This window comes from Polaromonas sp. A23 (assembly GCF_002001015.1).
GTDB lineage: Bacteria > Pseudomonadota > Gammaproteobacteria > Burkholderiales > Burkholderiaceae_C > Polaromonas.
Window position 1 is genome coordinate 102,234 of sequence record NZ_MUNO01000050.1, and the last position, 25,813, is coordinate 128,046.

At 59.4% G+C, this 25,813-nt stretch carries 24 protein-coding genes and 1 other RNA gene; 5 read left to right on the top strand and 20 right to left on the bottom strand.

The genetic code is table 11. From position 1 onward, the window contains the following. Window positions 1-12: 12 nt before the first annotated feature. The 12 genes from B0B52_RS21640 to gyrA form a co-directional block, all read right to left on the bottom strand. Complete coding sequence (locus B0B52_RS21640; RefSeq protein ID WP_077595750.1) at window positions 13-525, bottom strand: helix-hairpin-helix domain-containing protein; 513 nt, start codon at window positions 523-525, stop codon at window positions 13-15. A 126-nt stretch (window positions 526-651) separates the two neighbouring features. Then, window positions 652-1,656, bottom strand: a complete 1,005-nt coding sequence (rfaD, locus tag B0B52_RS21645; RefSeq protein ID WP_077595751.1) for an ADP-glyceromanno-heptose 6-epimerase — start codon at window positions 1,654-1,656, stop codon at window positions 652-654. A 14-nt stretch (window positions 1,657-1,670) separates the two neighbouring features. Continuing rightward, window positions 1,671-2,618 carry a D-glycero-beta-D-manno-heptose-7-phosphate kinase gene (rfaE1, locus tag B0B52_RS21650; protein ID WP_077595752.1) on the bottom strand — a complete coding sequence of 316 codons (948 nt, stop codon included), beginning with the start codon at window positions 2,616-2,618 and terminating at the stop codon, window positions 1,671-1,673. Between the two features lie 107 nt (window positions 2,619-2,725). Next, on the bottom strand, window positions 2,726-3,871 hold the full coding sequence (gene lapB / locus B0B52_RS21655; protein ID WP_077595753.1) for a lipopolysaccharide assembly protein LapB: 1,146 nt from the start codon (window positions 3,869-3,871) through the stop codon (window positions 2,726-2,728). Continuing rightward, on the bottom strand, window positions 3,861-4,133 hold the full coding sequence (locus B0B52_RS21660; protein ID WP_077595808.1) for a lipopolysaccharide assembly LapA domain-containing protein: 273 nt from the start codon (window positions 4,131-4,133) through the stop codon (window positions 3,861-3,863). Before B0B52_RS21660 ends, lapB begins: the two co-directional genes overlap by 11 nt. Window positions 4,134-4,184: 51 nt before the next feature. Then, window positions 4,185-4,496 carry an integration host factor subunit beta gene (locus B0B52_RS21665; protein ID WP_077595754.1) on the bottom strand — a complete coding sequence of 104 codons (312 nt, stop codon included), beginning with the start codon at window positions 4,494-4,496 and terminating at the stop codon, window positions 4,185-4,187. 72 nt (window positions 4,497-4,568) lie between these two features. Further along, window positions 4,569-6,254, bottom strand: coding sequence for a 30S ribosomal protein S1 (gene rpsA / locus B0B52_RS21670; protein WP_077595755.1), 1,686 nt, complete (start codon window positions 6,252-6,254; stop codon window positions 4,569-4,571). A gap of 138 nt (window positions 6,255-6,392) precedes the next feature. Further along, window positions 6,393-8,465 (bottom strand): bifunctional 3-phosphoshikimate 1-carboxyvinyltransferase/cytidylate kinase, encoded by a 2,073-nt coding sequence (locus tag B0B52_RS21675; protein WP_077595756.1) that lies wholly within the window; start codon window positions 8,463-8,465, stop codon window positions 6,393-6,395. 10 nt (window positions 8,466-8,475) lie between these two features. Continuing rightward, a complete protein-coding gene (locus tag B0B52_RS21680) occupies window positions 8,476-9,354 on the bottom strand; it encodes a prephenate dehydrogenase/arogenate dehydrogenase family protein (protein ID WP_077595757.1) in 879 nt (292 codons plus the stop codon). Window positions 9,355-9,395: 41 nt separating this feature from the next. Then, window positions 9,396-10,478 carry a prephenate dehydratase gene (gene pheA, locus B0B52_RS21685; protein WP_077595758.1) on the bottom strand — a complete coding sequence of 361 codons (1,083 nt, stop codon included), beginning with the start codon at window positions 10,476-10,478 and terminating at the stop codon, window positions 9,396-9,398. 76 nt (window positions 10,479-10,554) lie between these two features. Further along, window positions 10,555-11,112 carry a DUF2059 domain-containing protein gene (locus B0B52_RS21690; protein WP_077595759.1) on the bottom strand — a complete coding sequence of 186 codons (558 nt, stop codon included), beginning with the start codon at window positions 11,110-11,112 and terminating at the stop codon, window positions 10,555-10,557. Next, window positions 11,112-13,760, bottom strand: coding sequence for a DNA gyrase subunit A (gyrA, locus tag B0B52_RS21695; protein ID WP_077595760.1), 2,649 nt, complete (start codon window positions 13,758-13,760; stop codon window positions 11,112-11,114). Before gyrA ends, B0B52_RS21690 begins: the two co-directional genes overlap by 1 nt. A 253-nt stretch (window positions 13,761-14,013) precedes the next feature. Here gyrA and ompA point away from each other — a divergent pair, with 253 nt between their 5' ends. The 4 genes from ompA to ssrA all read left to right on the top strand — a co-directional run bounded on the left by ompA (window position 14,014) and on the right by ssrA (window position 16,500). After that, window positions 14,014-14,646 carry an outer membrane protein OmpA gene (gene ompA / locus B0B52_RS21700; RefSeq protein WP_077595761.1) on the top strand — a complete coding sequence of 211 codons (633 nt, stop codon included), beginning with the start codon at window positions 14,014-14,016 and terminating at the stop codon, window positions 14,644-14,646. 68 nt (window positions 14,647-14,714) lie between these two features. Next, entirely contained in the window at window positions 14,715-15,422 is a 708-nt protein-coding gene (gene ubiG / locus B0B52_RS21705) for a bifunctional 2-polyprenyl-6-hydroxyphenol methylase/3-demethylubiquinol 3-O-methyltransferase UbiG (protein WP_077595762.1), read from the top strand. Window positions 15,423-15,435: 13 nt separating this feature from the next. Next, the gene (locus B0B52_RS21710; protein ID WP_077595763.1) at window positions 15,436-16,101 is read left to right on the top strand and encodes an HAD-IA family hydrolase; all 666 of its coding nucleotides are present in this window, start codon (window positions 15,436-15,438) and stop codon (window positions 16,099-16,101) included. 12 nt (window positions 16,102-16,113) lie between these two features. Next, window positions 16,114-16,500, top strand: a transfer-messenger RNA (tmRNA) gene (gene ssrA, locus B0B52_RS21715). A gap of 233 nt (window positions 16,501-16,733) precedes the next feature. On the opposite strand, the gene B0B52_RS21720 is transcribed toward ssrA, so the two are convergent. The 8 genes from B0B52_RS21720 to B0B52_RS21755 form a co-directional block, all read right to left on the bottom strand. Beyond that, window positions 16,734-17,720 (bottom strand): recombination-associated protein RdgC, encoded by a 987-nt coding sequence (locus B0B52_RS21720; protein ID WP_077595764.1) that lies wholly within the window; start codon window positions 17,718-17,720, stop codon window positions 16,734-16,736. A 149-nt stretch (window positions 17,721-17,869) separates the two neighbouring features. Further along, entirely contained in the window at window positions 17,870-18,415 is a 546-nt protein-coding gene (locus B0B52_RS21725; RefSeq protein WP_077595765.1) for an NUDIX hydrolase, read from the bottom strand. 64 nt (window positions 18,416-18,479) lie between these two features. Next, entirely contained in the window at window positions 18,480-19,532 is a 1,053-nt protein-coding gene (locus tag B0B52_RS21730) for a TRAP transporter substrate-binding protein (RefSeq protein ID WP_077595766.1), read from the bottom strand. A 204-nt stretch (window positions 19,533-19,736) separates the two neighbouring features. Beyond that, complete coding sequence (locus tag B0B52_RS21735; RefSeq protein ID WP_077595767.1) at window positions 19,737-20,432, bottom strand: fumarylacetoacetate hydrolase family protein; 696 nt, start codon at window positions 20,430-20,432, stop codon at window positions 19,737-19,739. Beyond that, window positions 20,429-21,496 (bottom strand): gentisate 1,2-dioxygenase, encoded by a 1,068-nt coding sequence (gtdA, locus tag B0B52_RS21740; protein WP_077595768.1) that lies wholly within the window; start codon window positions 21,494-21,496, stop codon window positions 20,429-20,431. Before gtdA ends, B0B52_RS21735 begins: the two co-directional genes overlap by 4 nt. A gap of 21 nt (window positions 21,497-21,517) precedes the next feature. Next, a complete protein-coding gene (locus B0B52_RS21745) occupies window positions 21,518-22,861 on the bottom strand; it encodes an FAD-dependent oxidoreductase (RefSeq protein ID WP_077595809.1) in 1,344 nt (447 codons plus the stop codon). A 129-nt stretch (window positions 22,862-22,990) separates the two neighbouring features. Next, on the bottom strand, window positions 22,991-23,998 hold the full coding sequence (locus tag B0B52_RS21750) for a tripartite tricarboxylate transporter substrate binding protein (RefSeq protein ID WP_077595769.1): 1,008 nt from the start codon (window positions 23,996-23,998) through the stop codon (window positions 22,991-22,993). A 24-nt stretch (window positions 23,999-24,022) separates the two neighbouring features. Further along, a complete protein-coding gene (locus B0B52_RS21755) occupies window positions 24,023-25,216 on the bottom strand; it encodes a 3-hydroxybenzoate 6-monooxygenase (RefSeq protein WP_077595770.1) in 1,194 nt (397 codons plus the stop codon). Between the two features lie 144 nt (window positions 25,217-25,360). Here B0B52_RS21755 and B0B52_RS21760 point away from each other — a divergent pair, with 144 nt between their 5' ends. Continuing rightward, a complete protein-coding gene (locus tag B0B52_RS21760; RefSeq protein WP_077595771.1) occupies window positions 25,361-25,801 on the top strand; it encodes a MarR family winged helix-turn-helix transcriptional regulator in 441 nt (146 codons plus the stop codon). The last annotated feature ends 12 nt before the right edge of the window (window positions 25,802-25,813 follow it).

Consider the following 25,813-nt stretch of genomic DNA (forward strand, 5'->3'; position numbering starts at 1 on the left):
GAGCACGATGGCTTACTTCTTCGCAGCGCTCGCTGCAGCTTTAGGTGAGTCAGCTTTCGCATCTGCCTTGGGCATCACCGCAGCTTTTGCGTCTTTTGCCGTTTCTTTTACTGCCTCTTTGGTGGCAATGGCTGCGCCTTTAACGGCATCTTTGGTCGCAACAGCTGCATCCTTGGCTTTTTCCGTGACTGGCTTGTTTATTTTCTTCTCCGCTTTTTTGTCTGCTTTTGCATCGGCTTTGGTTTCTGCCTTGGCGCTGACTTTGTAGCTGGTGCCGTTGACGGTCAGGCCATCGGCGGAGAAAGTGGCGGCGCTGTCGGTGCCTACACCTTTGACGCGTGTCACAAAGTCATTCCAGTCTTTGAAGGGGGCTTTCTTGCGCTCGGAGATGATGAGGGCGGACTTGACGGGACCAATGCCCTTGATGCTGTCGAGTTCGGCAGAGGTGGCGGTGTTGACCTCCACCGCGGCGAAGGCCATCGCGACGTACATGGTGGCGATAAAGGCCAGCAATTTTTTGAACATCAGGAAACTCCTCAAATGGATTGGTGAAGCAGGGGCGCCATCCTGTGAATCAGGATGTCCACCTTGATAACGGTTGTCGGAAATGCGGCGTTGACCGGTCTGTGAAACTGAAATACAGAATAGCGCTTAAATGCTGCTTGAGAGAGCCTTCATGTAAGCAGCTACACCCGTCTGGACGTCTGCAAACGAATGCTTACATCCGGCCGCGCGCAGAGCCGTCAGATCAGCCTGGGTGTAGCTCTGGTATTTGCCGACGAGGGCGGGCGGGAAGTCAATGTAGTCGATCAGGCTGCCGTGTGCAGCTTCCTGCAGCGTCAGGGGATTATCGCCCTGTTGCTGGCGCAGTGCGTTGACAACGGCCAGTGCGACGTCGTTGAACGGCTGGGCACGACCGGTGCCCAGGTTGAAGATGCCGGATTTTTCCGGGTTGTCAAAAAACCAGAGATTCACGGCCACCACATCATCGATAAAGACAAAATCGCGCATCTGTTCGCCGGGGCCATAGCCGCCGTGACCACCGAACAGTTTGACCTTGCCTTCCGCGCGGAACTGGTTGAACTGGTGAAAGGCGACGCTGGCCATGCGGCCTTTATGCTGCTCGCGTGGGCCGTACACATTGAAGTAGCGAAAGCCGGCGACCTGTGTTGCCGCACCGGAAAAGTCGTGCCCCAGTTCGCGCCGCAGCCGCTGATCGAACAGCAGCTTGGAGTAGCCGTATACGTTGAGCGGCTTTTCAAACTCAGGCGATTCGCGAAAGGTGTCTGATCCGCCATAGGTTGCGGCCGATGATGCGTACAACAGCCGCGCGCCCTGGTCCTGGCAGGCAGCATACAGGTCGCAGGACAGCGTGTAGTTGTTGTCCATCATGTACTTGCCGTCTGACTCCATGGTGTCGCTGCAGGCGCCTTCGTGGAAGACGGCTTCAACATCGCCAAAGGCTGACTCTGCAAACAAGTCGTAAAAGTCGTCAGCGTCGACGTAGTCTGCAATCTGCAAGTCCGCCAGGTTGCGGAATTTGTCGCCGTGGGTCAGATCGTCCACCGCAATGATGTCGTCAATGCCGCGGGCATTCAGGCCTCGAATGAGATTGGATCCAATGAAGCCGGCCGCGCCGGTGACCACGATTTTCATGAAAATTCCTTGCGTTATGGCGTGGCGAACAACTCGTCGTAGCTGACAGTGGCCGTGCCGAACTTGCCGACCACGATACCGCCTGCACGATTGGCCACGGGCACCGCCTCGCGCAGGCTCAGGCCGGCCGCCAGCATGGTTGCGAGGGTGCCGATCACTGTGTCGCCGGCGCCTGTAACGTCAAATACTTCGCGCGCCAGGGCCGGTACATGCAGCTGGCCTTGCTCGTCAAACAGCGTCATGCCCTCTTCGCTGCGCGTCAATAACAGAGCTTGCAGTTTGAGACTCGCTCGCAAATTCTGTGCTTTGATTTGAAGATCAGCCTCAGTGCTCCAGTGGCCAATGACTTGCTCAAGCTCGGCGCGATTGGGCGTGATTGCGGTGGCATGCTGATAGCGCGAGTAGTCAGACCCCTTGGGATCAACCAGCACGGCTTTGCCAGCTTCACGGGCCTGCGCAATCATCAGACCGATATGGGCAAGACCGCCTTTGCCGTAGTCGGAGAAGAGCACGGTGTCATGCTGAGGGAGCAGACGGTTAAATTCCGCCGACTGCGATGCGAGGACTTCGTTTTCGGGCGTGTTTTCAAAATCAAGCCGAAGCAGCTGTTGCTGACGGCCGATCACACGCAGCTTGACGGTTGTTTTGAGTTTGGGGTCGCGGCCGAAGCAGGGTGTGATGCCGGAGCCGGCCACCAGGGCTTCCAGCTGGTGGCTGGCCTCGTCGTCACCCACCACGCTCAAAAGTGATGCCCGGGCGTTCAAGGTCACGATGTTATAGGCAACATTGGCAGCACCGCCCATGCGCTCTTCCTGACGCGTGACGCGCACCACAGGCACAGGCGCTTCCGGCGAGATGCGGTCTACCGCGCCATACCAATAGCGGTCCAGCATGGCGTCGCCCACTACGAGGACGCGGGCCTTGGCGAGCTGCTCACGGGATAGGTTTGAAGTTGTTGCCATGTTCTGTTCTCAAGCAAGGAACAGCGTGGAACCGGCTTTGCCGGGCCACAGCTGTTGCCCCTGCAAGGGGGGGGAGGCGAAGCCTCCACGGGGTGTACATAAGCTTTTCATAACTCTTCAATGCGCCGGGCCGGGTAGCTGTCCCAGGCCTGGCAGCCGGGACAGTGCCAGAAATGCTGGGTTGCCTCAAAACCGCAGGCGGCGCAACGGTAACGCATCAGGGGTTTGGTCGCCTTGTCCAGCGCGCGCTGGACAAGGATGTGTTGATGCTCATCGCCCAGTTTTTCGCCAGCGATCCATTTTGCGGCGGCAACCAGCGAAGGTTCGTGCTCCAGATGCTGGACATAGCGGTCGCGCGGTTCACCAGGATTCGAATCGAGTTTGATGATCGCTTCAACCAGGTCAATGGACGGCATGCTTGCATAACTGGCTTGCAAGAGATCAGTGGCCTGCTGCTGTCGACCACTTTGCTGGGCCACGTTGCCAAGCAGACTCGCAGCAAGTGGCAGGGCTTGCGGTGCAGTTTTCTCCAGTTTCAGGAGGGTTTCAAAGGCATCCTGGTGCCGGCCCAACTGGCTTTGCAGTTTGGCCAGATCAATCAGTGGGCGGGGTGAGTTTGGCGCCAGGCGAATGGCCTGTTGGAGAGTCCCAAGAGCTTCTTCGGTGTCACCGGACGCTGACGCCGTGAGCGCCTGTTCGCACAGGTAATGCGCCTGGCGGCCGCTGAAACTTCCGTGGCTGGCGCTATCGAGTTTGCCGGCAATCTCGGTGGCATGAGCCCAATCGCGCGAGCGCTCATAAATCGCAAGCAGAGCCAACATTGACTCTTCTCCGTAGCTGGTGCCCTCAAGTTTCCTCAGTGCAATTTCAGCACGGTCCAACAGCCCGGCCTTAAGGAAATCGAGTGCCAACGCGTGCTGGGCCCGGTCGCGTTCTGGCTGGGTCAGGTCGCCGCGCGACATCAGATGTTCATGCACGCGTACGGCACGCTCGTATTCGCCACGGCGGCGAAACAGGTTGCCCAATGCGAAGTGCAGCTCGGACGTGTCGGGATCGTTCTGGACGGCTTCGATGAAAGCGTCGATGGCCTGGTCCTGCTGCTCATTGAGCAGGAAGTTGAGGCCGCGAAAGTAGGCTTTGGGCGCCTGCCGGTTCTCTATCCGCAACTGCCTCAAATCAAGCCGGGAGGCCAGCCAACCCAGTGTGAACGCTATCGGAAAGCCGAGCAGGACCCAGGTGAAATCAAAGTCCATGGTGCATGGTGGACGGGTTCTCGCTGTGGATACTGGTCATGTTCAGGCGGGCATTTTTTCGCTTTTTCCACCAGCGCGGCATCATCATCAGGACGCCGGTTCCGAGTCCGACCGCAAACGTGATCAGCACGACCAGCACGAGCGGCGCCTGCCACAACGTGCCGAAAAAGAAGTACACGGACACGGCTTGCTGGTTATTCAGCGCGAAAGCAAAAAGCGTAAAAAAAATGGCTGCTTTGAGCAGCCACATGAGGTATTTCACTTCGGTCCCCTTGTGGTCTGGCAATTGTAGCCAGAGCGGGGCGAAAAGCCCTTATTTCGCCGGAGGGGCGAGCATTTCTTCGGTGCGGGTGTCCACCGCTTCGCGCAGTGCCTTGCCCGGTTTGAAATGAGGAACACGCTTTTCCGGGATGGCGACGCTCTCGCCCGAGCGGGGATTGCGGCCCATGCGCGGCGGGCGGCGGTTGATGGAAAAACTGCCAAAACCGCGAATCTCGATCCGGTGCCCACGCACCAGGGCATCGCTCATGGCGTCAAGAATCGTCTTGACGGCATATTCGGCGTCGCGGTGGGTCAGCTGGCTGAATCGGGCGGCCAGTTCTTCGACAAGATCGCTTCGGGTCATAGGAATAGGGGGACAGAAAAATGGCGTGCCGGTCCGGGGAGCAGGCACGCCATTTTGCGAAAGTCCGCTTGATTACTTCTCGTTGTTGTCCAGCTTGGCACGCAGCAAGGCGCCCAGGTTGGTCAGGCCGGCGTTATCGCGTGAAGACTGCTGGCTCAGGGAGGCCATGGCTTCCTGCTGGTCAGCGTTGTCCTTGGCTTTGACCGACAGCTGGATGTTGCGGGTCTTGCGATCCACGTTCACCACGACTGCCGACACTTCGTCGCCTTCTTTCAGCACATTGCGCGCGTCTTCAACGCGGTCACGGCTGATTTCGCTGGCACGCAGGTAGCCAATGATGTCTTCGCCCAGATCGATTTCGGCGCCTTTGGCATCCACGGTCTTGACCTTGCCAGTCACGATCGCACCCTTGTCGTTGATCGACACGAATGTGGTGAACGGATCAGAATCAAGCTGTTTGATACCCAGGGAAATACGTTCGCGGTCGACGTCGACAGCCAGAACGATGGCTTCCACTTCCTGGCCTTTTTTGTAGTTGCGAACAGCGGCTTCGCCGGGCTCGTTCCACGAGAGGTCAGACAGGTGCACGAGGCCGTCGATGCCGGCAGCCAGGCCCACAAAGACACCGAAGTCGGTGATCGACTTGATCGGGCCCTTGACGCGGTCGCCGCGCTTGGTGTCCTGTGCGAACTCTTGCCATGGGTTGGCCTTGCACTGTTTCATGCCCAAGCTGATGCGGCGCTTGTCTTCGTCGATCTCGAGGACCATGACTTCGACTTCGTCGCCGAGGTTGACGAGCTTGCTCGGAGCCACGTTCTTGTTGGTCCAGTCCATTTCGGACACGTGGACCAGGCCTTCGATGCCGGGTTCGAGTTCCACAAACGCGCCGTAGTCGGCGATGTTGGTGATTTTGCCGAACAGGCGGGTGCTTTGCGGGTAGCGGCGGTTCACGCCCATCCATGGATCGTCGCCCATTTGTTTCAGACCCAGCGACACGCGGTTTTTCTCGGTGTCGAACTTCAGGATCTTGGCAACGATTTCCTGGCCGGCTGTCACCACTTCGCTTGGGTGACGCACGCGGCGCCATGCCATGTCGGTGATGTGCAGCAGGCCGTCAATACCGCCCAGGTCAACGAAGGCACCGTACTCGGTGATGTTCTTGACGATACCTTTGACGGCGGAGCCTTCTTTCAGGGTTTCCATCAGCTTGGCGCGTTCTTCGCCCATGGACGCCTCGACAACCGCACGGCGTGACAGCACGACGTTGTTGCGCTTGCGGTCCAGCTTGATGACCTTGAATTCCATGGTCTTGTTCTCGTACGGAGACAAGTCCTTGATGGGGCGGGTGTCGATCAGCGAACCGGGCAGGAAGGCACGGATGCCGTTGACCAGGACGGTCAGGCCGCCCTTGACTTTGCCGCTGGTCTGGCCGGTGACGAATTCGCCGGATTCCAGGGCTTTCTCCAGGCTCATCCAGGATGCCAGGCGCTTGGCCTTGTCGCGGGACAGCAGCGTGTCGCCATAGCCGTTTTCGACGGAGTCGATGGCCACGGAGACAAAGTCGCCGACTTGGACTTCGAGTTCGCCCTGGTCGTTCTTGAATTCTTCGAGGGGGACATAAGCCTCGGATTTGAGTCCGGCGTTGACGACAACGTGGTTGTGGTCGATACGAACGACTTCAGCGGTGATGACTTCACCGGTACGCATTTCAGAGCGTTTCAGCGATTCTTCAAATAGGGCGGCAAAAGATTCAGACATTGATTTTCCTAGTCCACAGGGCAGGTTTCCGAGAGCACCATTGCTATCGTTTTTAGAGCTGGCTGCGGCGGTTGCGTGCGGATGATCCGCGGGTTAAGTTAATGAGCCTGCTGACCGTGTACTGGCGTACGTTGAAGGTCAGAAGGGCCGTAAGCCTTGCCACCAGCTGAGCACTTGCTCGACCGATTCCTCGATCGACAATGCGGAATTGTCCAGTGGCTTGGCGTCATCAGCGGGCTTCAAAGGGGCGGATTGCCGTGACATGTCACGCGCGTCCCTAGCCTCCAAATCCTGCTGAATCCCGGAAATTGTAGCCGAAATCCCCTTTGAAATCAACTGCTTATAGCGCCGCTCGGCCCTTTGGCGGGCGCTGGCCGTCAAAAAGATTTTCAGGGGGGCATTCGGGAAAATCACCGTGCCCATGTCCCGGCCGTCGGCCACCAGGCCCGGCAGTTGCCGGAAGCTGTGCTGGAGGTCTACCAGTGCCAGGCGAACGGAAGGCAGGGCCGATACGCGGGAAGCGTTCATGCCAGCTTCCTCGGTGCGAATGGTTTCGGTGACATCCTGCTCGCCCAGAAAGACCTTGCCGTCCGAAAAGCGGACCGGCAACTGCCTCGCCAGGGCGGCAATCGCCATTTCTTGTGCCGGTTCGATGGACAGCCCGGCCTGGATGGCTGCCAGGGCCGTGATCCGGTACATGGCGCCGGAATCAAGAAAGTGGTAACCCAACCGGCGTGCCACCAGCGCTGCGACGGTTCCCTTTCCCGAGGCGGTTGGGCCGTCGATGCAGAGCACTGGAATCAGCTCGGGCTCGGTGTGGGAGACCGAGAACAGGGTTTCAAAGTAATCCGGGAAGGTTTTGGCTACACATTTTGGATCCAGGATGCGGATGGGCAATCGTGCGGGATTGAAGGCTGCCAGTGAGAAACACATGGCCACCCGATGATCGTCATAGGTTTGGATGGGCGCGGCTTGCCACTGAGACGGAACCCCCACGCTCCCCACTCCGTGAGGTTCGCTGCCCCCCGAGGGGGCTGCCCCGCCTTGGGGCGGCCCGGCGGCGGGGCGGGGCGGCGTAATCTTCAAGTAGTCGGCGCCTTCTTCAACGCCGGCGCCGAGCTTGCGCAACTCGCAGGCCATGGCGGCAATGCGGTCGGTTTCCTTGACGCGCCAGCTGGCGATGTTGCGCAAGGTGGTGGTCCCGTCGGCGTACAGGGCCATCACGGCCAGGGTCATGGCTGCATCGGGAATGTGGTTGCAGTCCAGGTCGATGGCCTTGAGCGGCCAGGCGCCGCGCCGGATGGTCAGGCTGTTGGCGCTGCTGTCGACAAGCGCGCCCATTTGCCGTGCTGCTTCGACAAAACGGATGTCGCCCTGGATGGAATCAGCGCCAACCCCCAGAATTTTGATGCCATTTTGGCCTTTAGCCGTCGTCGCTATTGCACCAAGTGCTATGAAATAGCTAGCGGAAGAGGCGTCTCCTTCAACGTGGACCTTACCGGGTGAGCGGTAGCGGCTGCCGGCGGGGATCGTGAAGCGCTGCCATCCGCTTCTGCGGACCTGGATGCCGAAACGCGCCAGCAAATTGAGTGTGATTTCAATATACGGCTTGGAAATCAGCTCACCGACGACTTCCAGTGTGATGTCCTTGGTTGCTACCAGCGGTAGCGCCAGCAGCAAGGCCGTCAGAAACTGGCTGGAAACGTCGCCGCGTACCTGAATGGGCGCATCCAGTGTGAGCTGGCCGGTCCGGATGCGCAGCGGCGGAAAGCCCTCCTGCCCGAGGTAGTCGATATGGCAGCCGAGCTGGCGCAGGGCGTCTACCAGGTCGCCAATGGGGCGTTCGTGCATGCGCGGAACGCCTGACAGTTCAAAGTCGCCGCCCAACAGCGCCAGCGCGGCCGTCAGCGGGCGCATGGCGGTTCCTGCATTGCCGAGATAAAGCTTGCCCTGTCCTCGCCGCGATTGACCGCCCAAGCCGCCGATGACGGCGGTACTCCCGCTTTGTTCAATCGAGCAACCCAGCTGTTCGAGCGCAGCCAGCATCACTGCAGTGTCGTCAGAGGCAAGCAGATCATGAACGGTGGTACTGCCCTCGCTTAACGCGGCAAGCAGCAAAACCCTGTTGGAGATGCTTTTGGAGCCGGGCAAGCGGACTGTGCCTCCGGCGCCCGTCAGTGCTGGAATGTCCAGGAACTCGGTATCGAACATGACTCCGCGCCTATTTGAGGGACTTGATCGGAGTGATTCGCCAATTAGCACGGGTATGGCTGGCGTGGTCGATACGTTCTTCCAGCGCATCGCCGTCTGAGCCGGAAATCAGTTTTTCGAGTGAATGCAGAGATTCCTGAAAGATTTTGGACTGTGCCAGCAACTCCTCCCGATTGGCGATCAGGATGTCACGCCACATTTTCGGGTCGCTGGCCGCGATACGTGTGAAATCGCGAAAACCCGGGCCTGCCAACGACAGGTAGTCTTTTCCCTGTGCTTGGCCGGAGATGCTGTTGATCAGCGCAAACGCAATCAGGTGCGGCAGATGGCTGACCGCTGCATAAGCTGCATCGTGTGCTTGGGGCGACATTTTAATGACGTTGCATCCCAGCGCTGTCCAGACATCAACAGCCTTTTGCAGCTGGACCGTGAAGGTTCGTTCGATAGGCGTCAGGATGACCTGTTTGCCTGTGTACAAGTCCGCATCGGCATGTTCGACACCCGAGACTTCCTTGCCGGTAATGGGGTGTGCCGGTACGAAACAGCCGACGTGGTCGCGCAATACCCGGCGCGCTGCGTCCACCACGTCGCGTTTGGTGGAGCCGACGTCCATGATCAGGGTATTGGGACCCACCAGATGACGAATCGCCTTGAAGGAAGCTTCGGTTGCCGATACGGGGACTGCCAGGAGGACGATGTCCGCACCGGAAACCGCCAGCAGTGCCGAGGGCGCTTCCACGTCAATGACGCCCATCTGGCGCGCACGTTCGGTGGTGGAGGGCGATTTGCTATAGCCGACGACACGCTTGACCAAACCTGCACGTTTGAGTGCTAGCGCGAAAGATCCTCCCATGAGGCCGCAGCCTATCAATCCCAGTTGTTCAAACATGAAAGAGTGCCGTGGTTGCTTGCAATTGCTGCATTGTTGTTTTAGTCGCTGACAGGATAAGTGCCGAGCACTTTGTAAAAGGCACAAAGTTGCTGCAGGTCTTTCAATGCTTCGGCCACGTTGGGTTGCGAAGGATGACCCTGCAGGTCAATGTAGAAGAAGTACTCCCACTGGCCGGAGCGGGCCGGACGGGACTCGAAGCGCGTCATGGACACCCCGTGTGTCTTCAAGGGAACCAAAATATCGTGGACAGCACCGGGTTTGTTGGGTACCGACACAATCAGGCTGACGCAGTCCTTGCCCGACGCCTGCGGCGCTTCCAGCACTTGCGGCAAGCAGATGACGGCAAAGCGGGTTCGGTTGAAGGCGTCGTCCTGGATGGCGTGTGCGGCGACATGGAGGCCGAACTCGGCACCGGCGCGTTCGCTGGCGATGCCTGCCCAGGCCGGATTGCCGGCAGCGAGCCGGGCCCCTTCGGCATTGCTCGAAACAGCACGCCGCTCGGCGTTGGGAAGATGAATGCCGAGCCAACCCTGGCACTGCGCCAGCGCCTGCGCGTGGGCCAACACCACTTCAATGCCCTCCAGAGAGGACGACATTCTCAGCAGGTTGTGACGGACCAATAGGCTGGTTTCACCCACCACATGCAAGGGGGAGTTGAGGAACAGGTCCAGGGTCCGCGTAACCACACCCTCCGTGTTGTTCTCAACGGGCACCACACCGAACTGTGCTGTGCCGGCAGTTGCCGCGCGAAACACTTCATCAAAGCTGGCGCAGGGCAGGTGTTCGATGCTGGAACCGAAAAACTGGGTTGCAGCTTGTTCGCTGAAAGTGCCGGCGGGACCGAGATAGGCCACACGTTGCGGTGCTTCAAGCGCGCGGCAAGCAGACATCACCTCTCGCCAGATGTGGGAGATGTTGTCGCCTTTGAGTGGTCCTTTGTTGGCAGCCTGCAAACCCTGGATCACCTGTGCTTCGCGCTCTGGTCGGAACACCGGCGAGCCGTCCTGTCGTTTGATCTCGCCAACTTCGTTGGCCAAGGCGGCGCGCTGGTTGAGAAGCGCGAGCAATTGTTGGTCGACCGAGTCAATGCCGTGACGAAGTTGCTGCAGGGTTTGAGTCATGAATGAAACGTCTCGGGCAGATCGACATTTCGGCAATCACGTGACCGGCATCGACTCGCAGAACAAGGGGCTGACGTCATTTCTTCGCAGGTTTGGCGGCTGGTGCTGGGCCGATGATTTTGCCGGCGGTCTCATCAAACTGCTTTGCCCGTGCCTGGATTTCAGGCTTGGAAGACTCGACCAGTTTCTTCACGAATACATTGACCAGCTCGGGAGAGGTCGCCTTGTATTTCTTGACGGCAGGGGATTCGAAGAAGGCGGTGAGCTGTTTGAGTTCGTCCAGGGTGAAGCGCTCCATATAGGCAGGTACCAGGGCATCCTTGTTGGCCTGGGCGACCTTGCCCGCGATGACTTTGGCCGCGTCATTGGCAAATTTGGAAAGTTCCGCATTGACTTCGTCCGCGGTTTTGGCCTGCTTGGCTTTCGGGACGGTCTCCAGCCGTGGTTCCCAGTTGGAGGCCAGATCACGGGTCGCGCTGGCTGCAATCTGTTCGACGAGGCCGTCAAGCTCCGGGCCTTGCTGCAAGGCCACGAGGCGGGTGGCCCATTCCAGTTTGGGGTCAGCCGGCTGGGCCTGACTGGTGGTTGAAAAAGCGCAGGCGGCCAGCAGTAGTGCTGTCAGTGTTTTATTCATCAAAGGGGTTCCGTATTGGAGGCAGGAGTGCCTGAATCGTTTTCAACATCATTGTCGTCCAGGCTGGCATCGTTTTCGACGATCCGCTGCAGGCCGCTGAGTTGTGAGCCCTCGTCGAGCCCGATCAATGTCACGCCCTGGGTGGCACGTCCCATTTCACGGATCTCGCTGACCCGGGTGCGCACCAACACACCCTTGTCGGTGATCAGCATGATTTCATCGTCGGTATGCACCAGGGTGGCGGCAACAACTTTGCCGTTGCGCTCGCTCTGCTGGATGGCAATCATGCCCTTGGTGCCACGGCCATGGCGCGTGTATTCCTGAATGGAAGTGCGCTTGCCGAAGCCGTGCTGGGTGGCGGTGAGCACGCTTTGCTGCTCGTCTTCTGCAACCAGCATGGCGATCACGCCCTGACCGTCGTCGAGCATCATGCCGCGGACTCCGCGGGCATTGCGCCCCATGGGGCGCACGTCGTTTTCATCAAAACGCACAGCTTTGCCGCCATCGGAGAACAGCATCACATCGTGCTTGCCATCAGTCAGAGCGGCGCCAATCAGGTAGTCGCCGTCATCAAGATCAACTGCGATGATGCCGGCCTTGCGCGGATTGCTGAAATCTTCCAGCGGGGTCTTTTTGACCGTGCCCATGCTCGTGGCCATGAACACGTACTGGTCTGCCGGAAAGCTCCGTTTTTCCCCCGTCAGCGGAAGGACCACGGTGATCTTTTCGCCTTCCTGCAACGGAAACATATTGACGATCGGCCGGCCGCGCGAGCCACGCGAACCCGCGGGGACCTCCCAGACCTTGAGCCAGTAGAGCCGGCCACGGTTGGAAAAACACAGGATGTAGTCGTGTGTATTGGCGATGAAGAGCTGGTCTACCCAGTCGTCTTCCTTGGTGGCTGTGGCCAGCTTGCCCCGGCCTCCGCGTTTTTGCGCACGGTATTCAGACAATGGCTGGCTTTTGATGTAGCCCGTGTGCGACAGCGTGACCACCATGTCGGTCGGCGTGATCAGGTCCTCGGTGCTTAGGTCGAACGAGCTGTGCTCGACCTGGCTACGGCGCAACCCCAGTTTGGTCTGGCCGAACTCCTGGCGGATGACTGCCAGCTCTTCGCCGATGATGGTCGAGACGCGTTCGGGACGCGCCAGGATGTCCAGCAAGTCATCGATTTCTGCCATGACTTCCTTGTACTCGGCGACGATCTTGTCTTGCTCGAGGCCGGTCAGGCGCTGCAGGCGCATCTGCAGGATTTCCTGGGCCTGGGTTTCGGACAGCCGGTACAGGCCGTCGTTGCCCATGCCGAACTCCTTCTCCAGCCCGTCCGGGCGGTAGTCGTCGGCATTGACCACGCCACCGTCGGCGCGGGTTCGCGTGAGCATTTCGCGCACCAGGCTGCTGTCCCAGGGCCTGAGCATCAACTCGGCCTTGGCGACCGGCGGGGTTGGGGCATTGCGAATGATGGCAATGAAGTCATCGATGTTGGCCAGGGCGACGGCCAAGCCCTCGAGCACATGACCGCGCTCGCGGGCCTTGCGCAAAGTGAATACGGTGCGGCGGGTTACCACTTCGCGGCGGTGCGACAAGAAGACCTGGATCAGATCCTTCAGGTTGCACAGCTTGGGCTGGCCATTGACCAACGCCACCATGTTGATGCCGAAGGTATCCTGCAACTGCGTTTGCTTGTACAGGTTGTTCAGTACCACCTCGGGCACTTCACCTCGCTTGAGTTCGATGACCAGGCGCATGCCGGATTTGTCACTCTCGTCCTGGATGTGGCTGATGCCTTCAATCTTCTTCTCGTGGACCAGTTCTGCCATGCGTTCCTGCAGGGTTTTCTTGTTGACCTGGTATGGAAGTTCATCGACGATGATGGACTGACGCTGACCCTTGTCGATGTCTTCGAAATGGCAGCGGGCGCGCATGACCACCTTGCCGCGGCCGGTACGGTAGCCGTCCTTGACGCCATTGATGCCATAGATGATGCCGCCCGTGGGAAAGTCGGGCGAGGGGATGATCTCCATGAGTTCGTCAATGCTGGCCTGCGGGTTTTTTAGCAGGTGCAGGCAGGCATCAACGACTTCGTTGATGTTGTGTGGAGGAATGTTGGTGGCCATGCCAACCGCAATGCCGCCGGAGCCATTGATCAGCAGATTCGGAATGCGCGATGGCAGGACCAGAGGTTCTTTTTCGCTGCCGTCGTAGTTGGGGCCAAAGTCGACGGTTTCCTTGTCGATATCTGCCAGCATTTCCTGGGCAATTTTGGCGAGGCGGACCTCGGTGTAACGCATGGCCGCTGCGCTGTCGCCATCGACCGAGCCGAAGTTTCCCTGACCATCCACCAGCATGTGGCGCATGGAAAAATCCTGGGCCATCCGGACGATCGCGTCGTAGACCGACTGATCGCCATGGGGGTGGTACTTGCCGATCACGTCGCCAACGATACGGGCCGACTTTTTGTAGGGCCGGTTCCAGTCGTTATTGAGCTCGTGCATGGCAAACAGCACGCGCCTGTGAACCGGCTTGAGACCGTCGCGAGCATCCGGCAAGGCGCGCCCTACGATCACGCTCATCGCGTAATCCAGGTAGCTGCGCCGCATTTCCTCTTCAAGACTGATGGGCAGGGTTTCTTTGGCAAACTGGGTCATGAGAGGCCTGAATTGGATATTGCGATGCGCGGGGAGATAAGCCTGCTGATTTTAAGGCCTGTGCAGGCCTTGTTCGGGGTGTGGCAAGTCCGCAACAAAAAACAAAGAATCTCGATTCTGTGTCAGACGAAGCCTCTACACGGCTTGAACGCCCAATGAGCTATGGCACAATAACTGTAACGCTTTGAGTGATGGTCACTCACGGCGTGTATTTAATCGCAGCGAGTCTGCGGCTTTTCTCTAGAGGAGAACCATGAAGAAACTCAACAAAGTGGCAATGTTGTTTGCTTCCGCAGCGCTTGCAACCGCCGCTGGTGCACAAACAATCGATAACTGGAAAAACGGCACCAATGAGCTGGTCTGGAAAAACGGTACCAACGAACTGTGCTGGCGTGATGCATTCTGGACCCCGGCTACTGCCGCTCCAGGTTGTGACGGCGCTATCGTTCCGGCCAAAGCCCCTATGGCTGGAGCGACTGCACCAACACCAGCTCGCCCTGGCGCTGCACCGGTAGCTCCTCCCGCAGCGACCAAAGTCACGTATGCCGCTGATGCTTTCTTCGACTTCGACAAGTCTGTGCTGAAGCCTGAAGGCAAAGCCAAGCTTGACGATCTGGTTGGCAAGATCAAGGGTATCAACCTCGAAGTCATCATTGCCGTGGGCCACACCGATGCTGTCGGTAGCGACTCTTACAACCAGAAGTTGTCTGTGAAACGCTCTGAAGCAGTCAAGGCTTATCTGGTGTCCAAAGGCATCGAGAAAAACCGCGTCTACACTGAAGGCAAGGGCGAGAAACAGCCAGTTGCTGACAACAAGACCAGCGAAGGCCGTGCGAAAAATCGTCGCGTGGAAATCGAAGTGGTTGGCACTCGCGCCAACAAGTAATCCTTCCGGGTCGCTTAAAAAACCGCGCTACGGCGCGGTTTTTTTATGTGCGGGCGATAATCGCAAACATGCATACAACTGAAAACGCAGACCCGGCCGAGCTGGCCAAATTTTCCGATCTGGCGCACCGCTGGTGGGATACCGAGAGTGAGTTTCGTCCCCTCCATCAGATCAATCCCTTGCGGCTTGGCTGGATTGAGGGCTTGATGCCGCTGAAAGGAAAGCGGGTCCTCGATATCGGCTGCGGCGGTGGCATTTTGGCCGATGCGATGGCACGCCAGGGCGCGCAGGTTTTGGGTATTGATCTGGCAACCAAGGCGCTCAAGGTCGCGCGGCTTCATGCGCTGGAGGCCAATACCCAGGGCGTCGAATACCGGGAAATCAGTGCGGAAGCGCTGGCGGCCGAGCAGCCGGGCAGTTTCGATGTGGTGACCTGCATGGAAATGTTGGAACACGTGCCGGATCCGTCATCGGTCGTGCGTGCCTGCGCGACGCTGGTCAGGCCGGGTGGCCAGGTGTTTTTCTCGACGATCAACCGCAACGCCAAGGCCTTTCTGTTCGCCATCGTTGGTGCGGAATACATGTTGAGCCTGCTGCCGCGCGGCACCCACGAGTACGCCAAATTCATCAAGCCCAGTGAACTGGCTGCCTATTGTCGGGACGCTGGGCTCAATTTGCATCAGACCAAAGGCATGGAATACAACCCCTTGAGCCGGAACTACTGGCTGAGCAGTAACACCAGCGTCAACTACATGCTGGCCACGCAGAAACCCTGAGGTAGTTTGGCCGATGTTTAACGATATTGAGGCGGTGCTGTTTGACCTTGACGGCACGTTGATTGACAGTGCCCCGGACTTGGGTGCTGCAGCTGACAAGATGCGCACCGACAGAGGCCTGATTTCCCTCCCGCTGGCCGAATACAGGCCCATGGCTGGCGCTGGCGCCAGGGGCATGATAGGCGTGGCTTTTGGCTTCACGCCAGACCACGCTGACTATGGCGCCTTGAAAGAAGAGTTTTTCACGAACTACGAGGCCTGTATGACCGAGCGGACATACGCCTTTGACGGTGTGGCCGAGTTGATCGCCCAAATAAACAGCGTCGGACTCAAATGGGGTGTCGTCACGAATAAATCGGAGCGCTTCACCTTGCCGCTGACCCGCCAGATGCCTTTGTTCGTTACGGCGCAAACCATTGTTAGTGGTGATACAACGCCTCATGCCAAACCGCACCCAGCCCCGCTTTTGGAGGCTGCCCGCCAACTCGGGCTTGTGCCGGGCCGTTGTGTCTACGTGGGAGACGACGAACGCGACATTGTTGCTGGCCGTGCAGCCGGCATGCCAACGGTGGCAGCTGCCTATGGCTATTTGGGAGCGCTGGCGGACACCGAGCGCTGGAACGCTGATGCCACCATTGTTTCTCCAGCTTCTCTCTTGAATTTTCTGCGAATGGCTTAAACTAGTCCGCTTGGGGCTGCATTGGTTTCGACGTGGGTTCGGACGCGGTGTGGTGCATGTCGAGCTGAGTGTGCTCGTAAAACTGATTCAAACAAACTAACTGCAAACGACGAACGTTTCGCACTCGCTGCTTAATTGCCAGTGAGCTTTACAACAGCAGGCCGATGGGCTGGGCAAGGGGTTTTTAGCGCAAGTTAAACGCTCCCGGCTGTAAAGATAATTTCATCGGCTGGCTCCTGGCTGGGTACCTTAACCCGGGGCGAGAAAATAGGGTGCTGGCGTCCTGTGTAGCGTGCGACTGCGCGACACAGGTGGCGAGACCTAAATCAGACCGCTAAACATGTAGATCTGCCCGAACAAGGCTTGCGGACGGGGGTTCAAATCCCCCCAGCTCCACCATATGCCAGTACAAAGGCCGCTAACTAGAGATAGTCAGCGGCCTTTTTTATGGAGAACTAACGGATTACAGTGTTGCAGCCTGCCCAGGCTCCTAGGCTGTTCTTGGTAGCCGAACGGCCAGAGTTCAGGTCGAGGGACAGATAGTGAGAACGATTTTTCACCTGTCCCCCATTTGGGTATCCCTGGCCGTTAACGCGTTAAAAATCCATCGGCTGCGGTTTTTGCCTAGCCGTTTATATGGTGGCAAGCTCGGCCACTGGCTTTTCGACGTTGAGAGCCGGCGCTGCTGCCGCATCAGCTGACATTTCTCCCCCCAAAGCCTCCAGAAGGTCAGGAATCAGGGCTGTCAACTCGCCGGTCAAGATGGCAGCATCGGCATCAAAGCCGTCGTCGTCCTTCCCTTTGTCCTGCACCCCATCCAGAACGACATCAAGCAGCTTCAGTTTGCGTACTTGGGCTGCATCAGTCAGTACAAACGATATCCGGTCATTCCATGTCATCGCCAGCTGTGTGGGTACCTTGCCCGCCGCAATGTGTTCGGCAACTTCGTCGATTTCGAGTGTGTGGCGCGAATAACGGACGGTCGATTTCTGATCGTCAGGCATTTTCAGTTCGCAGTCCCTGTCGATGGTGAAGTTGACGGGAGCTTCGCGGCTTGAGAGCCAGTGAGCCATGGCGGTGGCCGCCGCCATGGTGGTCTGCACCGGCCTTGCCATCAGGCCCGTGGTAGACCCAGGAATTTCGCTGAGCGCTTCAATCAACTGGCTCACCACTTTGTCGGCCCCGGTGAGGCTTCCTGAGTCCACAACCAGGAATTTGTTGACCGGATCTATCCATAGCGTGGTGGCGGAACGCTTGACGAAGGCACGCGGCAGTAGGTCGAGAATCACCTCTTCCTTGAACTCCTTCTTGATTTTCGAACCTACGCGTTCATGCCCGGTTTCCTGCTTGTATTGCTCAATGCGTTGCTCCACGGCGTCCTTGATGGCGGACGCCGGCAGAGGGCGTCGCTCGGTACCAAGGCGCAAGATCAGTTGCTGTCCAACGCTTTCAGCGAGCACCGTGCTCTTGTTGCCGCGTGGCGCGACCCAGCCGCTGGATTCCGCTTGCGTAGCGCCGCAGGGCAGGAAGCGGCTGGTCTGAAGGGCCTCTTCAAGCGCATCCAGTGGGGGCAGGGTGAAGTCGTCGGCAATTCGGAAAAAGGAAGCAGCTTTGAACATGAAATCCAGGGAGGTGAGGTGTCGGAAAGGAGGAGGGAAAAACCGCTGGTGAAGGCGGCGTTACGGGCAGGCCAGGCTGCAGAAATTCTAAGTGACGCACAGGCCAAATGCCGCACTTGCTTACCTTGCTGTCAGCTTCGCCCGCACACTCATTCGATGTCGATCACATGAATGCCGTAAGCGCCTTTGCGGCGATCAGAAAAATAGCAAACCAGGGTTTCTTTCACGGTTTTGAAGGCCAACTCATCCCAGGGGATTTCGGCCTCGGTAAACAGCCTGGCTTCTATCGTTTCATGCCCGGGATTGAATTTTTCGCTGAGCAAGCGGGCGCGGTAATAGAGGTGAACCTGGCCGACACGCTCGACGTTCATCACGCTGAACAGGTCTTCCATTTCGAACTGTGCACCGGCTTCCTCGTCAGTTTCCCGTGCGGCGCCCTGCGAGGTGGTTTCATCAAGCTCCATGAAACCCGCGGGCAATGTCCACTTTCCCCAGCGCGGCTCAATGTTGCGCTTGCACAGCAACACCCTGTCACCCCAATGCGGCACCGTACCGACCACATTGAGCGGGTTTTCGTAGTGGATGGTGCCGCAGGCGGGGCAGACGGCGCGTTCCCGCGTGTCGCCGTCATCCGGCAACCGGTAAAGCACGGTAGTGCCGCAATTTTTGCAGTGTTTGATGGGGCTGCGGTGCATCGCATGCAGTGTAAATTGAAAGCAAAAAGGCTCCCGAGAGAGCCTTTTTGCTTCATGCCCGTACTCAGGCTTTGGTGGTCTTGCTGTGCTTCTCGATCAGGCTGCGTGCGGTGTCGAGGAGCTTTTTGCCGTCGAACCCTTTTTTGTTCATGTCCTCGACCCATTCAACTTCCACGGTACGTGACTTGCGGCGGAAGTCCTGCGCCTCAGCGGCGCTGACGGTGTAGATGGTGTTGCCGCGGTCGCTGGCGGTTTTGCGGCCGGGGACGTCGTTGCCCTGCTGAACCTTGCCCAGCCAGGCAGACGTGGCCATGCCGGAGTTGTTGTCGATGACTTTTTTCAGGTCTGGTGCCAGCGAGTTGTATTTGGCCTTGTTCATGGCCATGACGAAGGTCGTGGTGTAGAGGCTGCCGCCCGCCGGGTCAAACTCGGCATGGAACTTTGTGAGTTCGTTGACCTTGACCGAAGGCACAACTTCCCAGGGAATCACGCAACCATTGATGGTGCCTTTGCTCAGCGCATCGGTGATGGCCGGCAAGGGCATGCCGACCGGGGTGGCGCCGAGCATGCCCATCAACTTGGTGACCTGGCGGGTGGGCGCGCGCATTTTGAGGCCACGCATGTCGGCGATGGACCTGACCGGTTTGTCCACGGTATGAATCACGCCAGGGCCGTGCACGTGAAGCGCGAGGACCTGGGTATCCTTGAACTCGTCCGGAGCCATGGTCTGCACGTATTCCCAATAGGCCTTGGAAGTGGCTTCGGCGTTGGACATCATGAACGGCAGTTCAAACGCCTCTATGCGGGGGAAGCGGCCCGCCGTGTTGCCAGGCAGGGTCCACACCACGTCAACAACACCGTCCTTGGCCTGGTCGTACAACTGCACCGGCGTGCCACCCAGCTGCATGGCCGGATAGGCCTCGAACTTGATGCGGCCACCCGATTCCTTTTCAATCTTTTCCATCCAGGGTTTGTGCATGCCCAGCCAGACATTTGATGCCGGAGACATGAAGGTATGAAATTTCAGGGTGACAGCCTGCTGGGCCAGGCTGGAGAGGGAAGGTGCGCCCAGCGCAGCCGCTGCGCCGGTTTTCAGAAGGGTACGTCGCTGAATCATGTGTTGTCTCCGGTGGGTATGGTTAGAAAGTAATGCACGATGAGTTGTTTGAGAACCGGTAATAGCCCTGATGAGAGGGGGTTAACTGACGTACGAGCAGGGTGGCATCTGTCCACAAGCGGTTTGTGGAACCCGCAACGGAGTTGGCTGAGCATGATCAAGAGAGTGCCTGCGCGGAAATTGCACAGGCGCCTCGGCGCGGGTTCAGGCCACTTTCACCGACAGGGTGCCCAGGCCTTTGACTTCGCCGACCATGGTGTCACCCGACACCACGGCCGCCACACCTTCGGGTGTGCCTGTGTAAATCAGGTCACCGGGCTGTAATTCCCACGCGGCCGACAGGTGCTCAATGGTTTCGGCTATGTTCCAGATCAGCTTGGAGACATGGCTGCGCTGGCGGTCCTTGCCATTGACCTGCAGATACAGCTCGGCATTGATCACATCGCCGGCCTGTGCTGCAGGAGTGATGGGCCCGATTGGGGCGGAGTGGTCATAGGCTTTGCCGATGCACCACGGGCGCCCCTGCTTTTTCATTTCTCCCTGCAGGTCGCGGCGCGTCATGTCCAGACCTACGGCGTAACCGTAGACGTGCTTGTAGGCGTCGGCGGCCTTGATGTTCTTGCCGCCCTTGCCAATGGCCGCCACGAGTTCGATTTCGTGGTGCAGGTTTTTGGTCAAGCTGGGATAGGGAATGGTGCCGGTCTGGCCGGCCTCCACCACCACCACCGCATCGGCGGGTTTCAGAAAGAAAAAAGGCGGCTCGCGGCCGGTGAACCCCATCTCCTTGGCGTGTTCTTCGTAGTTGCGTCCCACGCAATAGACGCGGTGAACGGGGAAGCGCTCGGTCGTGCCGACAACGGGCACGGAGACTGTTGCGGGTGGGGGAAATACAAAGCTCATGACAACCTCTCTTCTCTGTGTATGCCCAATGCCTGATGCACGGGACGGTCTGAAAAACTGAACAGCACGCAGCCCTGCGCAGAGCGCAGGCTGGCCGTGTGCCACGACGGAATCACAAAATGGTCGCGCGGACCGAACTCAAAGGCCTGCTGCTGGCCGGCTTCTCCGATCAGCACGGTACCGTGCCCTTCGACGACGCTGAACACCGCGCCATCGGTTTGCCGCCAGGCCTGACCATTAAAACCGGCCGGCAGGCGCTGCATGAAGGTGCCCATGGTCGGCATCGGCCAGCCGCCGGTGGCCGGGTTCACGTAGCGCAGCTTGACGCCGTCCCAGGCGTCGATGGGTGCCTGCTGTTCAAGCGTGTGCAAGGCTTCGCGCGTGCGTTCGTACGGGTAGCTGAAGATCGGCGACGTCTGGCCAAACGGTGCGTCATAGCGCACCGGCAGCATGTTGGCACCGTAGCGTTGATAGCTGGTGCCCTCGGTCCGGGTAACGGGCTGTGAGCGCTCGGTGTGATTCTCGGCAAAACCGGCATCGAAAAAACGCAGCATGGGAATGTCCAGACCATCGAGCCAGACCACCGGTTCACCGCCTTCCAGCGCCTCCCGGTTGCCATGGTCATGCCAGGTCCAACTGGGTGTGATGATGAAGTCGCCAGGCGTCATGGTGGTGCGTTCGCCGTCGACCGCGGTGTAGGCGCCGCGTCCTTCCACCACAAACCGCAGCGCGCTTTGGGTATGGCGGTGGCTGGGCGCAATTTCGCCCGGCAAGATCAGCTGCAGCCCGGCATACAGCGACTGTGTGATGCACGACTGGCCCTGCAATGCAGGGTTTTCAAGAATGAGTACGCGGCGGACTGCTTCTTCCGCTGTGATGAGTTCGCCCGACTGCATCAGGTAGGGCCGCACCTTGTTGTAGGCCCAGAAGGCCGGCACACAGGGCGTCGCTGGTTGCTGAGGCACCAAGGCGTGCAGCACCTCCCATAACGGTGCCATGTGCTGCGCGGCAATGGCGTCGTAAAAAGCCTTGCGTGGATGATCTGGAGGCGGGGTCATGTCCATGGATTGCTCCTGCTCGGGGGATCACCCCAAATAAACGCCATCATTCAACAGCACCTGCTGCAGGCGGGGCAAATCAGTGTTGGCGAAAGCTGTCCCGGCTGCCAGCGTCGCTGCCGCGGTGCCCGCCGCCTGGCCCATGACAAAACAACCACCACTGGCACGCGCTGCCGATTGCCCCTCATGCGTCATGGACGCGCAGCGTCCCGCCACCAGCAGGTTGTCCACTTCGTGCGTCACCAGCATGCGCCAGGGGAGATCGTTGTATGCCCGGTTTCCGTTGCGTGGAAAGCCCCAGCTGATGGCGCCGTCTACATGCATTTCCATCGGCCAGGCGTTGATGCCAATGACGTCATCAAAACGAGCAGACGAGAGGATGTCTTCTCCGCTGAGCGAATAGGCACCGCTGATACGCCGTGTTTCGCGAATGCCGACTTGGGGTGCGATGTCTATGATGGCCGACGCTTCAAACCCAGGCACCTCGTTTTTAAGGAAACGAAAGTACTCGGTGATCTGCCGTCGTCCTTCAAGTTCACCCTCGCTGAGCTGAGTGGCGTCGGTCGCGTCCATCGCATTGCCTTGGGCATTGCGGATTTGCGTGACGTTGGCGCGCCATTCAGCGGGATTTTTTTGCGGCCGGAGGATGGCCCCCTTGCGCGGAAATTTGTATTTCCCGGGGCTACGGGCCTCGCTTTGCTCCATCAGGTCGTTGATGGCCTTGAACTCACCGACGGCGGCGAGTGCACGCGGAGCATCGACATGGCCCACGCGAAACATGGTGGAGGGGAAAAGTGCGCTGCCATGCCCATCGCCCAGCTCAAAGGGAACACCGGCGAAGTGGGCGACGTCGGCATCGCCGGAGCAGTCAATAAACCTGCGCGCCCTGATCGCCTGGCGTCCGGACTTTGTTTCAACCACCAGGGCTTCGATCGCCTTGCCGTTCATCACGACCGCGGCCGCCCACGCGTGAAAGAGAATCTGCACGCCGGCAGACAGCAACAGCTGGTCGGCGGCGCATTTGTACGCAGACACGTCATAGGAGCGAACCCGGATGCGCCCCTGCATGCCGTCCTGCGGCTGGTTCAACCCCCCCAGCGCATCAATGCGTGCCAGCAAGTCGTCCACCACACCATGCACCAGCTGCTGCATCTCGCCATCCTTGCGGCCATACAGCCCTGCAAAGTTGGTGACGCCGCCAGCCGTGCCCATGCCTCCCAGAAAACCGTAGCGCTCGACCAGCAGAGTGCGCGCGCCATGCTGCGCGGCGCTGACGCTGGCAGCCAGACCAGCCGGTCCGCCACCGATCACGACCACGTCGAACTCACCGTACACCGGCAGTGTGCGGGCGGGCTCAGTAACGGTTCGCATGGTCATGAGGATTCTTTAGTCAAGCAGGGGCCGCGGGTCCGGCTCCGCCGGCCCGCAGGCGCAGCGGCCCCTTTCCCAGTGCAAGGGGCAGGGAGCCGCCGCAGGCTCGAAGTGAGCGACCGTGGGGGCTCATTCAATCTTTATGCCACGTATGGCGATGATGCCGCCCATGATGGATGTTTCATTGCGGATACGGCTGGTCAGGCCTTCGGGTGAAGTGCCCACGGCTTGCCAGCCCTGGTTGAACAGTTTCTGGCGGGTGTCGTTGTCGCGGATGATGCGCGGCACTTCCTGGGCGAGGCGGGTTTGCGCTGCTTTGGACAATTTGGCCGGGCCAACCAGCGCGGTCCAGACTTCAAGGTTGAAGTTGCGTATTTCCGCGTCGGCCAGTGACGGGATTTCACTCGCCAGTGCACTGCGCCCGCTGGTCAAGCCGATGGCCTTGAGTTTGCCGGCCTTGATTTGCGGCAGGGCGATGCCGGGTGGCACCAGGGCCATCTGGATCTGGCCGCCAAGCAGTGCGGTGACGACTTGCGGGTTGCCCTGATAGGGAACGTGCACCGCAGCGAGGTTGCCGGCGCTGGACTTCAGCAGCTCCATGCCCAGGTGGCCGACCGAGCCGTTACCGACAGAGCCGTAATTCCATTTGTCGCCGCCGTTGCGGGCCGCCAGGAAGAAGGCGTTGCCCGAAGGCTGGTTCACCGGAGCCACCAGTACCAGCGGCGCTGTGGTCAGCAGCGAGATCGGTGCGAAGTCCTTGGCGGGGTCGTAAGGCAGCTTGGAATACAGCATCTTGGCCGAAGTCAGGTTGCCGTTGATCACAACGCCCAGCGTGTGATCGTCGGTGGCTTTGGAAACCAGATCGGCGGCAATGTTGCCCGAGGCGCCGGGGCGGTTTTCAACAATGACCGGTTGGCCCAGTGCGCGGGACAGGGGCTCGGCCAGTATGCGGGCAGCCATGTCGGGCGTGGAGCCGCCAGGGAAACCCACAAGCAGTTTGACGGGCCGGGTGGGCCAGTTCGTGACCACCGGTGCGGCTTCCTTGGCAGCCGGTTTTTTCGGTGCATTTTGGGCTGTAGCCAGCATGGGTAATGCGAGTACAGCCATCAGAAGCGTAGCTCGTTTGAAAACTTTCATGCGAATCTCCAAAATTGAAAGGGCTTATTTGAACAGCTTTGAGGGCTCGATCCCGTCGTACATCCATTGAAGACCGGCAAAACCCGCGCTTTCGTTGCCGCCCTGAAACAGCTGGTTGCGCAGCTCGCGCTGAACGCCCGCAGCGTGGTAGATATCGCCGTAAAAACGTGCAGTCAATTGCACCCTGCCGGTGCGCAGATACCTGGCCCGCTGGTACTCCTGGAAAGCCAGCGGCACATCGCCGCGCGCAAAGCGCAAGGCTTCGCGCAGCACCACGGCGTCTTCAATCGCCTGTCCCGCGCCCTGGGCCAGGTACTGCAGCATCGGGTGGGCCGCATCGCCGAGCAGCGTGACGCGCCGGTCGGTCCAGTTCTTCACCGGCTCGCGGTCGCACAGCACCCACATTTTCCAGGTTTGTATCTTGTCCAGCAGTTCCCGCACCTGGGGGCAGGCATGGCTGAAACGTTCGGTCAGTTCGGCTGTATCCCCGAAGGTGTTCCAGCCCTCGTCGTACTTGCTGCTGTGAAATACCGCGACCAGGTTGAACAGCTCGCCGCGGCGCAACGGGTAATGCACCAGATGGGTTTTTTCGCCGCCCCAGAGCAGCACGTCATCACTCCACAAATGGGCCGGCACCTCTTCGCGCTTCAGAACGGCGCGATAGGCAATGTGGCCGGACACCCGCGGCTTGCCGTCGCCGACCACCGCCTCGCGCACCTTGCTCCACAGTCCGTCTGCACCAATCAGTGCAGAGCCTGGCAGCGTTTCACCGCCGGCCAGCTGGACGCGCACGCTGTCCGCCGTCTGCTCGAACGACTCGAGCTTGGCCTGGGTGCGCAGCGTGATGTTGGGCAGTGCCTGGCAGGCGTCGAGAAACACCTGGTGCAGGTCGGCGCGGTAAATCACGCCATAGGGGAATCCGTAGGTCGCGCGGGCCATGTCGCCCAGTGGCACACGTACTACTTTTTCTCCCGTGCGTACATCGTTCATGCCCATACCGGGCGGAAAAAACGAGACCTTGCTGACCACATCGGTCAGGCCCAGCCAGGCAAACATCCGGAAGATGTTCGGACCGAGCTGGATGCCGGCACCGATCTCGCCGAAGCTTGCGGCCTGCTCCAGCACCGTTACGGCGTGGCCGTCCCGCGCCAGAACCAGGGCGGTGGCCAGGCCGCCTATGCCGCCGCCGGCGATGAGGATGGGGTGGGGAGATGTCACGGTGATTCAGGGCTGCAGAAAGAGGGGGCTTCAACCAGATGATAAGTATACTTATCATCTGGCGCCATGGTGAATACCCTGAACCTGAGGAGCGCCGAACAAGTCCTCTGCGGCGTGTGGTCAGCGCTCCCTTAAACTCCGGCCATGCCAAAAAGCTTTAATTTCAGCGAAGCCCCCGGGCATCAGATCCGGCGCGCCCACCAGCTGTCGATTGCCCTCTTCATGGAGGAGACGGCCGGGTTTGATGTGACGCCGGTGCAGTTTGCCATCCTGAACGCCCTGATGGATGACCCCGGCGAAGACCAGATCACGCTGGCGGGACGGGTTGCCTTCGATGCCGCGACGTCCGGCTCGGTGATCGGCCGGCTCGAGGCCAAAGGCTGGGTGCGGCGCGAGGCCGATCCTGCGGACAGGCGCCGAAAACTGCTCTGGGTAACGCCTGAAGGGGAAAGGGTGGCCCTGGAGATGAAGCGGGCCGTCAGCACGGTTCAATCGCGTTTGTTAGAGCCGTTGAAGAAGGCCGAGCGCGAGCAACTTGGCTTTTTGCTGGGCAAGCTCATTGCCGGCCACGAGGATATGGCCTGACCGGCCATTGCC

What these genes read in the sequence shown, in the direction of transcription:
- B0B52_RS21745 (WP_077595809.1), bottom strand. Translation starts at nt 22,861, where the DNA reads ATGCGAACCGTTACTGAGCCCGCCCGCACACTGCCGGTGTACGGTGAG.
- B0B52_RS21730 (WP_077595766.1), bottom strand. Translation starts at nt 19,532, where the DNA reads ATGATTCAGCGACGTACCCTTCTGAAAACCGGCGCAGCGGCTGCGCTG.
- lapB (WP_077595753.1), bottom strand. Translation starts at nt 3,871, where the DNA reads ATGGACTTTGATTTCACCTGGGTCCTGCTCGGCTTTCCGATAGCGTTC.
- rfaD (WP_077595751.1), bottom strand. Translation starts at nt 1,656, where the DNA reads ATGAAAATCGTGGTCACCGGCGCGGCCGGCTTCATTGGATCCAATCTC.
- rpsA (WP_077595755.1), bottom strand. Translation starts at nt 6,254, where the DNA reads ATGTCTGAATCTTTTGCCGCCCTATTTGAAGAATCGCTGAAACGCTCT.
- B0B52_RS21640 (WP_077595750.1), bottom strand. Translation starts at nt 525, where the DNA reads ATGTTCAAAAAATTGCTGGCCTTTATCGCCACCATGTACGTCGCGATG.
- B0B52_RS21690 (WP_077595759.1), bottom strand. Translation starts at nt 11,112, where the DNA reads ATGAATAAAACACTGACAGCACTACTGCTGGCCGCCTGCGCTTTTTCA.
- ompA (WP_077595761.1), top strand. Translation starts at nt 14,014, where the DNA reads ATGAAGAAACTCAACAAAGTGGCAATGTTGTTTGCTTCCGCAGCGCTT.
- B0B52_RS21725 (WP_077595765.1), bottom strand. Translation starts at nt 18,415, where the DNA reads ATGCACCGCAGCCCCATCAAACACTGCAAAAATTGCGGCACTACCGTG.
- gyrA (WP_077595760.1), bottom strand. Translation starts at nt 13,760, where the DNA reads ATGACCCAGTTTGCCAAAGAAACCCTGCCCATCAGTCTTGAAGAGGAA.
- ubiG (WP_077595762.1), top strand. Translation starts at nt 14,715, where the DNA reads ATGCATACAACTGAAAACGCAGACCCGGCCGAGCTGGCCAAATTTTCC.
- rfaE1 (WP_077595752.1), bottom strand. Translation starts at nt 2,618, where the DNA reads ATGGCAACAACTTCAAACCTATCCCGTGAGCAGCTCGCCAAGGCCCGC.
- B0B52_RS21675 (WP_077595756.1), bottom strand. Translation starts at nt 8,465, where the DNA reads ATGTTCGATACCGAGTTCCTGGACATTCCAGCACTGACGGGCGCCGGA.
- B0B52_RS21665 (WP_077595754.1), bottom strand. Translation starts at nt 4,496, where the DNA reads ATGACCCGAAGCGATCTTGTCGAAGAACTGGCCGCCCGATTCAGCCAG.
- B0B52_RS21750 (WP_077595769.1), bottom strand. Translation starts at nt 23,998, where the DNA reads ATGAAAGTTTTCAAACGAGCTACGCTTCTGATGGCTGTACTCGCATTA.
- B0B52_RS21760 (WP_077595771.1), top strand. Translation starts at nt 25,361, where the DNA reads ATGCCAAAAAGCTTTAATTTCAGCGAAGCCCCCGGGCATCAGATCCGG.
- pheA (WP_077595758.1), bottom strand. Translation starts at nt 10,478, where the DNA reads ATGACTCAAACCCTGCAGCAACTTCGTCACGGCATTGACTCGGTCGAC.
- B0B52_RS21735 (WP_077595767.1), bottom strand. Translation starts at nt 20,432, where the DNA reads ATGAGCTTTGTATTTCCCCCACCCGCAACAGTCTCCGTGCCCGTTGTC.
- B0B52_RS21720 (WP_077595764.1), bottom strand. Translation starts at nt 17,720, where the DNA reads ATGTTCAAAGCTGCTTCCTTTTTCCGAATTGCCGACGACTTCACCCTG.
- gtdA (WP_077595768.1), bottom strand. Translation starts at nt 21,496, where the DNA reads ATGGACATGACCCCGCCTCCAGATCATCCACGCAAGGCTTTTTACGAC.
- B0B52_RS21680 (WP_077595757.1), bottom strand. Translation starts at nt 9,354, where the DNA reads ATGTTTGAACAACTGGGATTGATAGGCTGCGGCCTCATGGGAGGATCT.
- B0B52_RS21710 (WP_077595763.1), top strand. Translation starts at nt 15,436, where the DNA reads ATGTTTAACGATATTGAGGCGGTGCTGTTTGACCTTGACGGCACGTTG.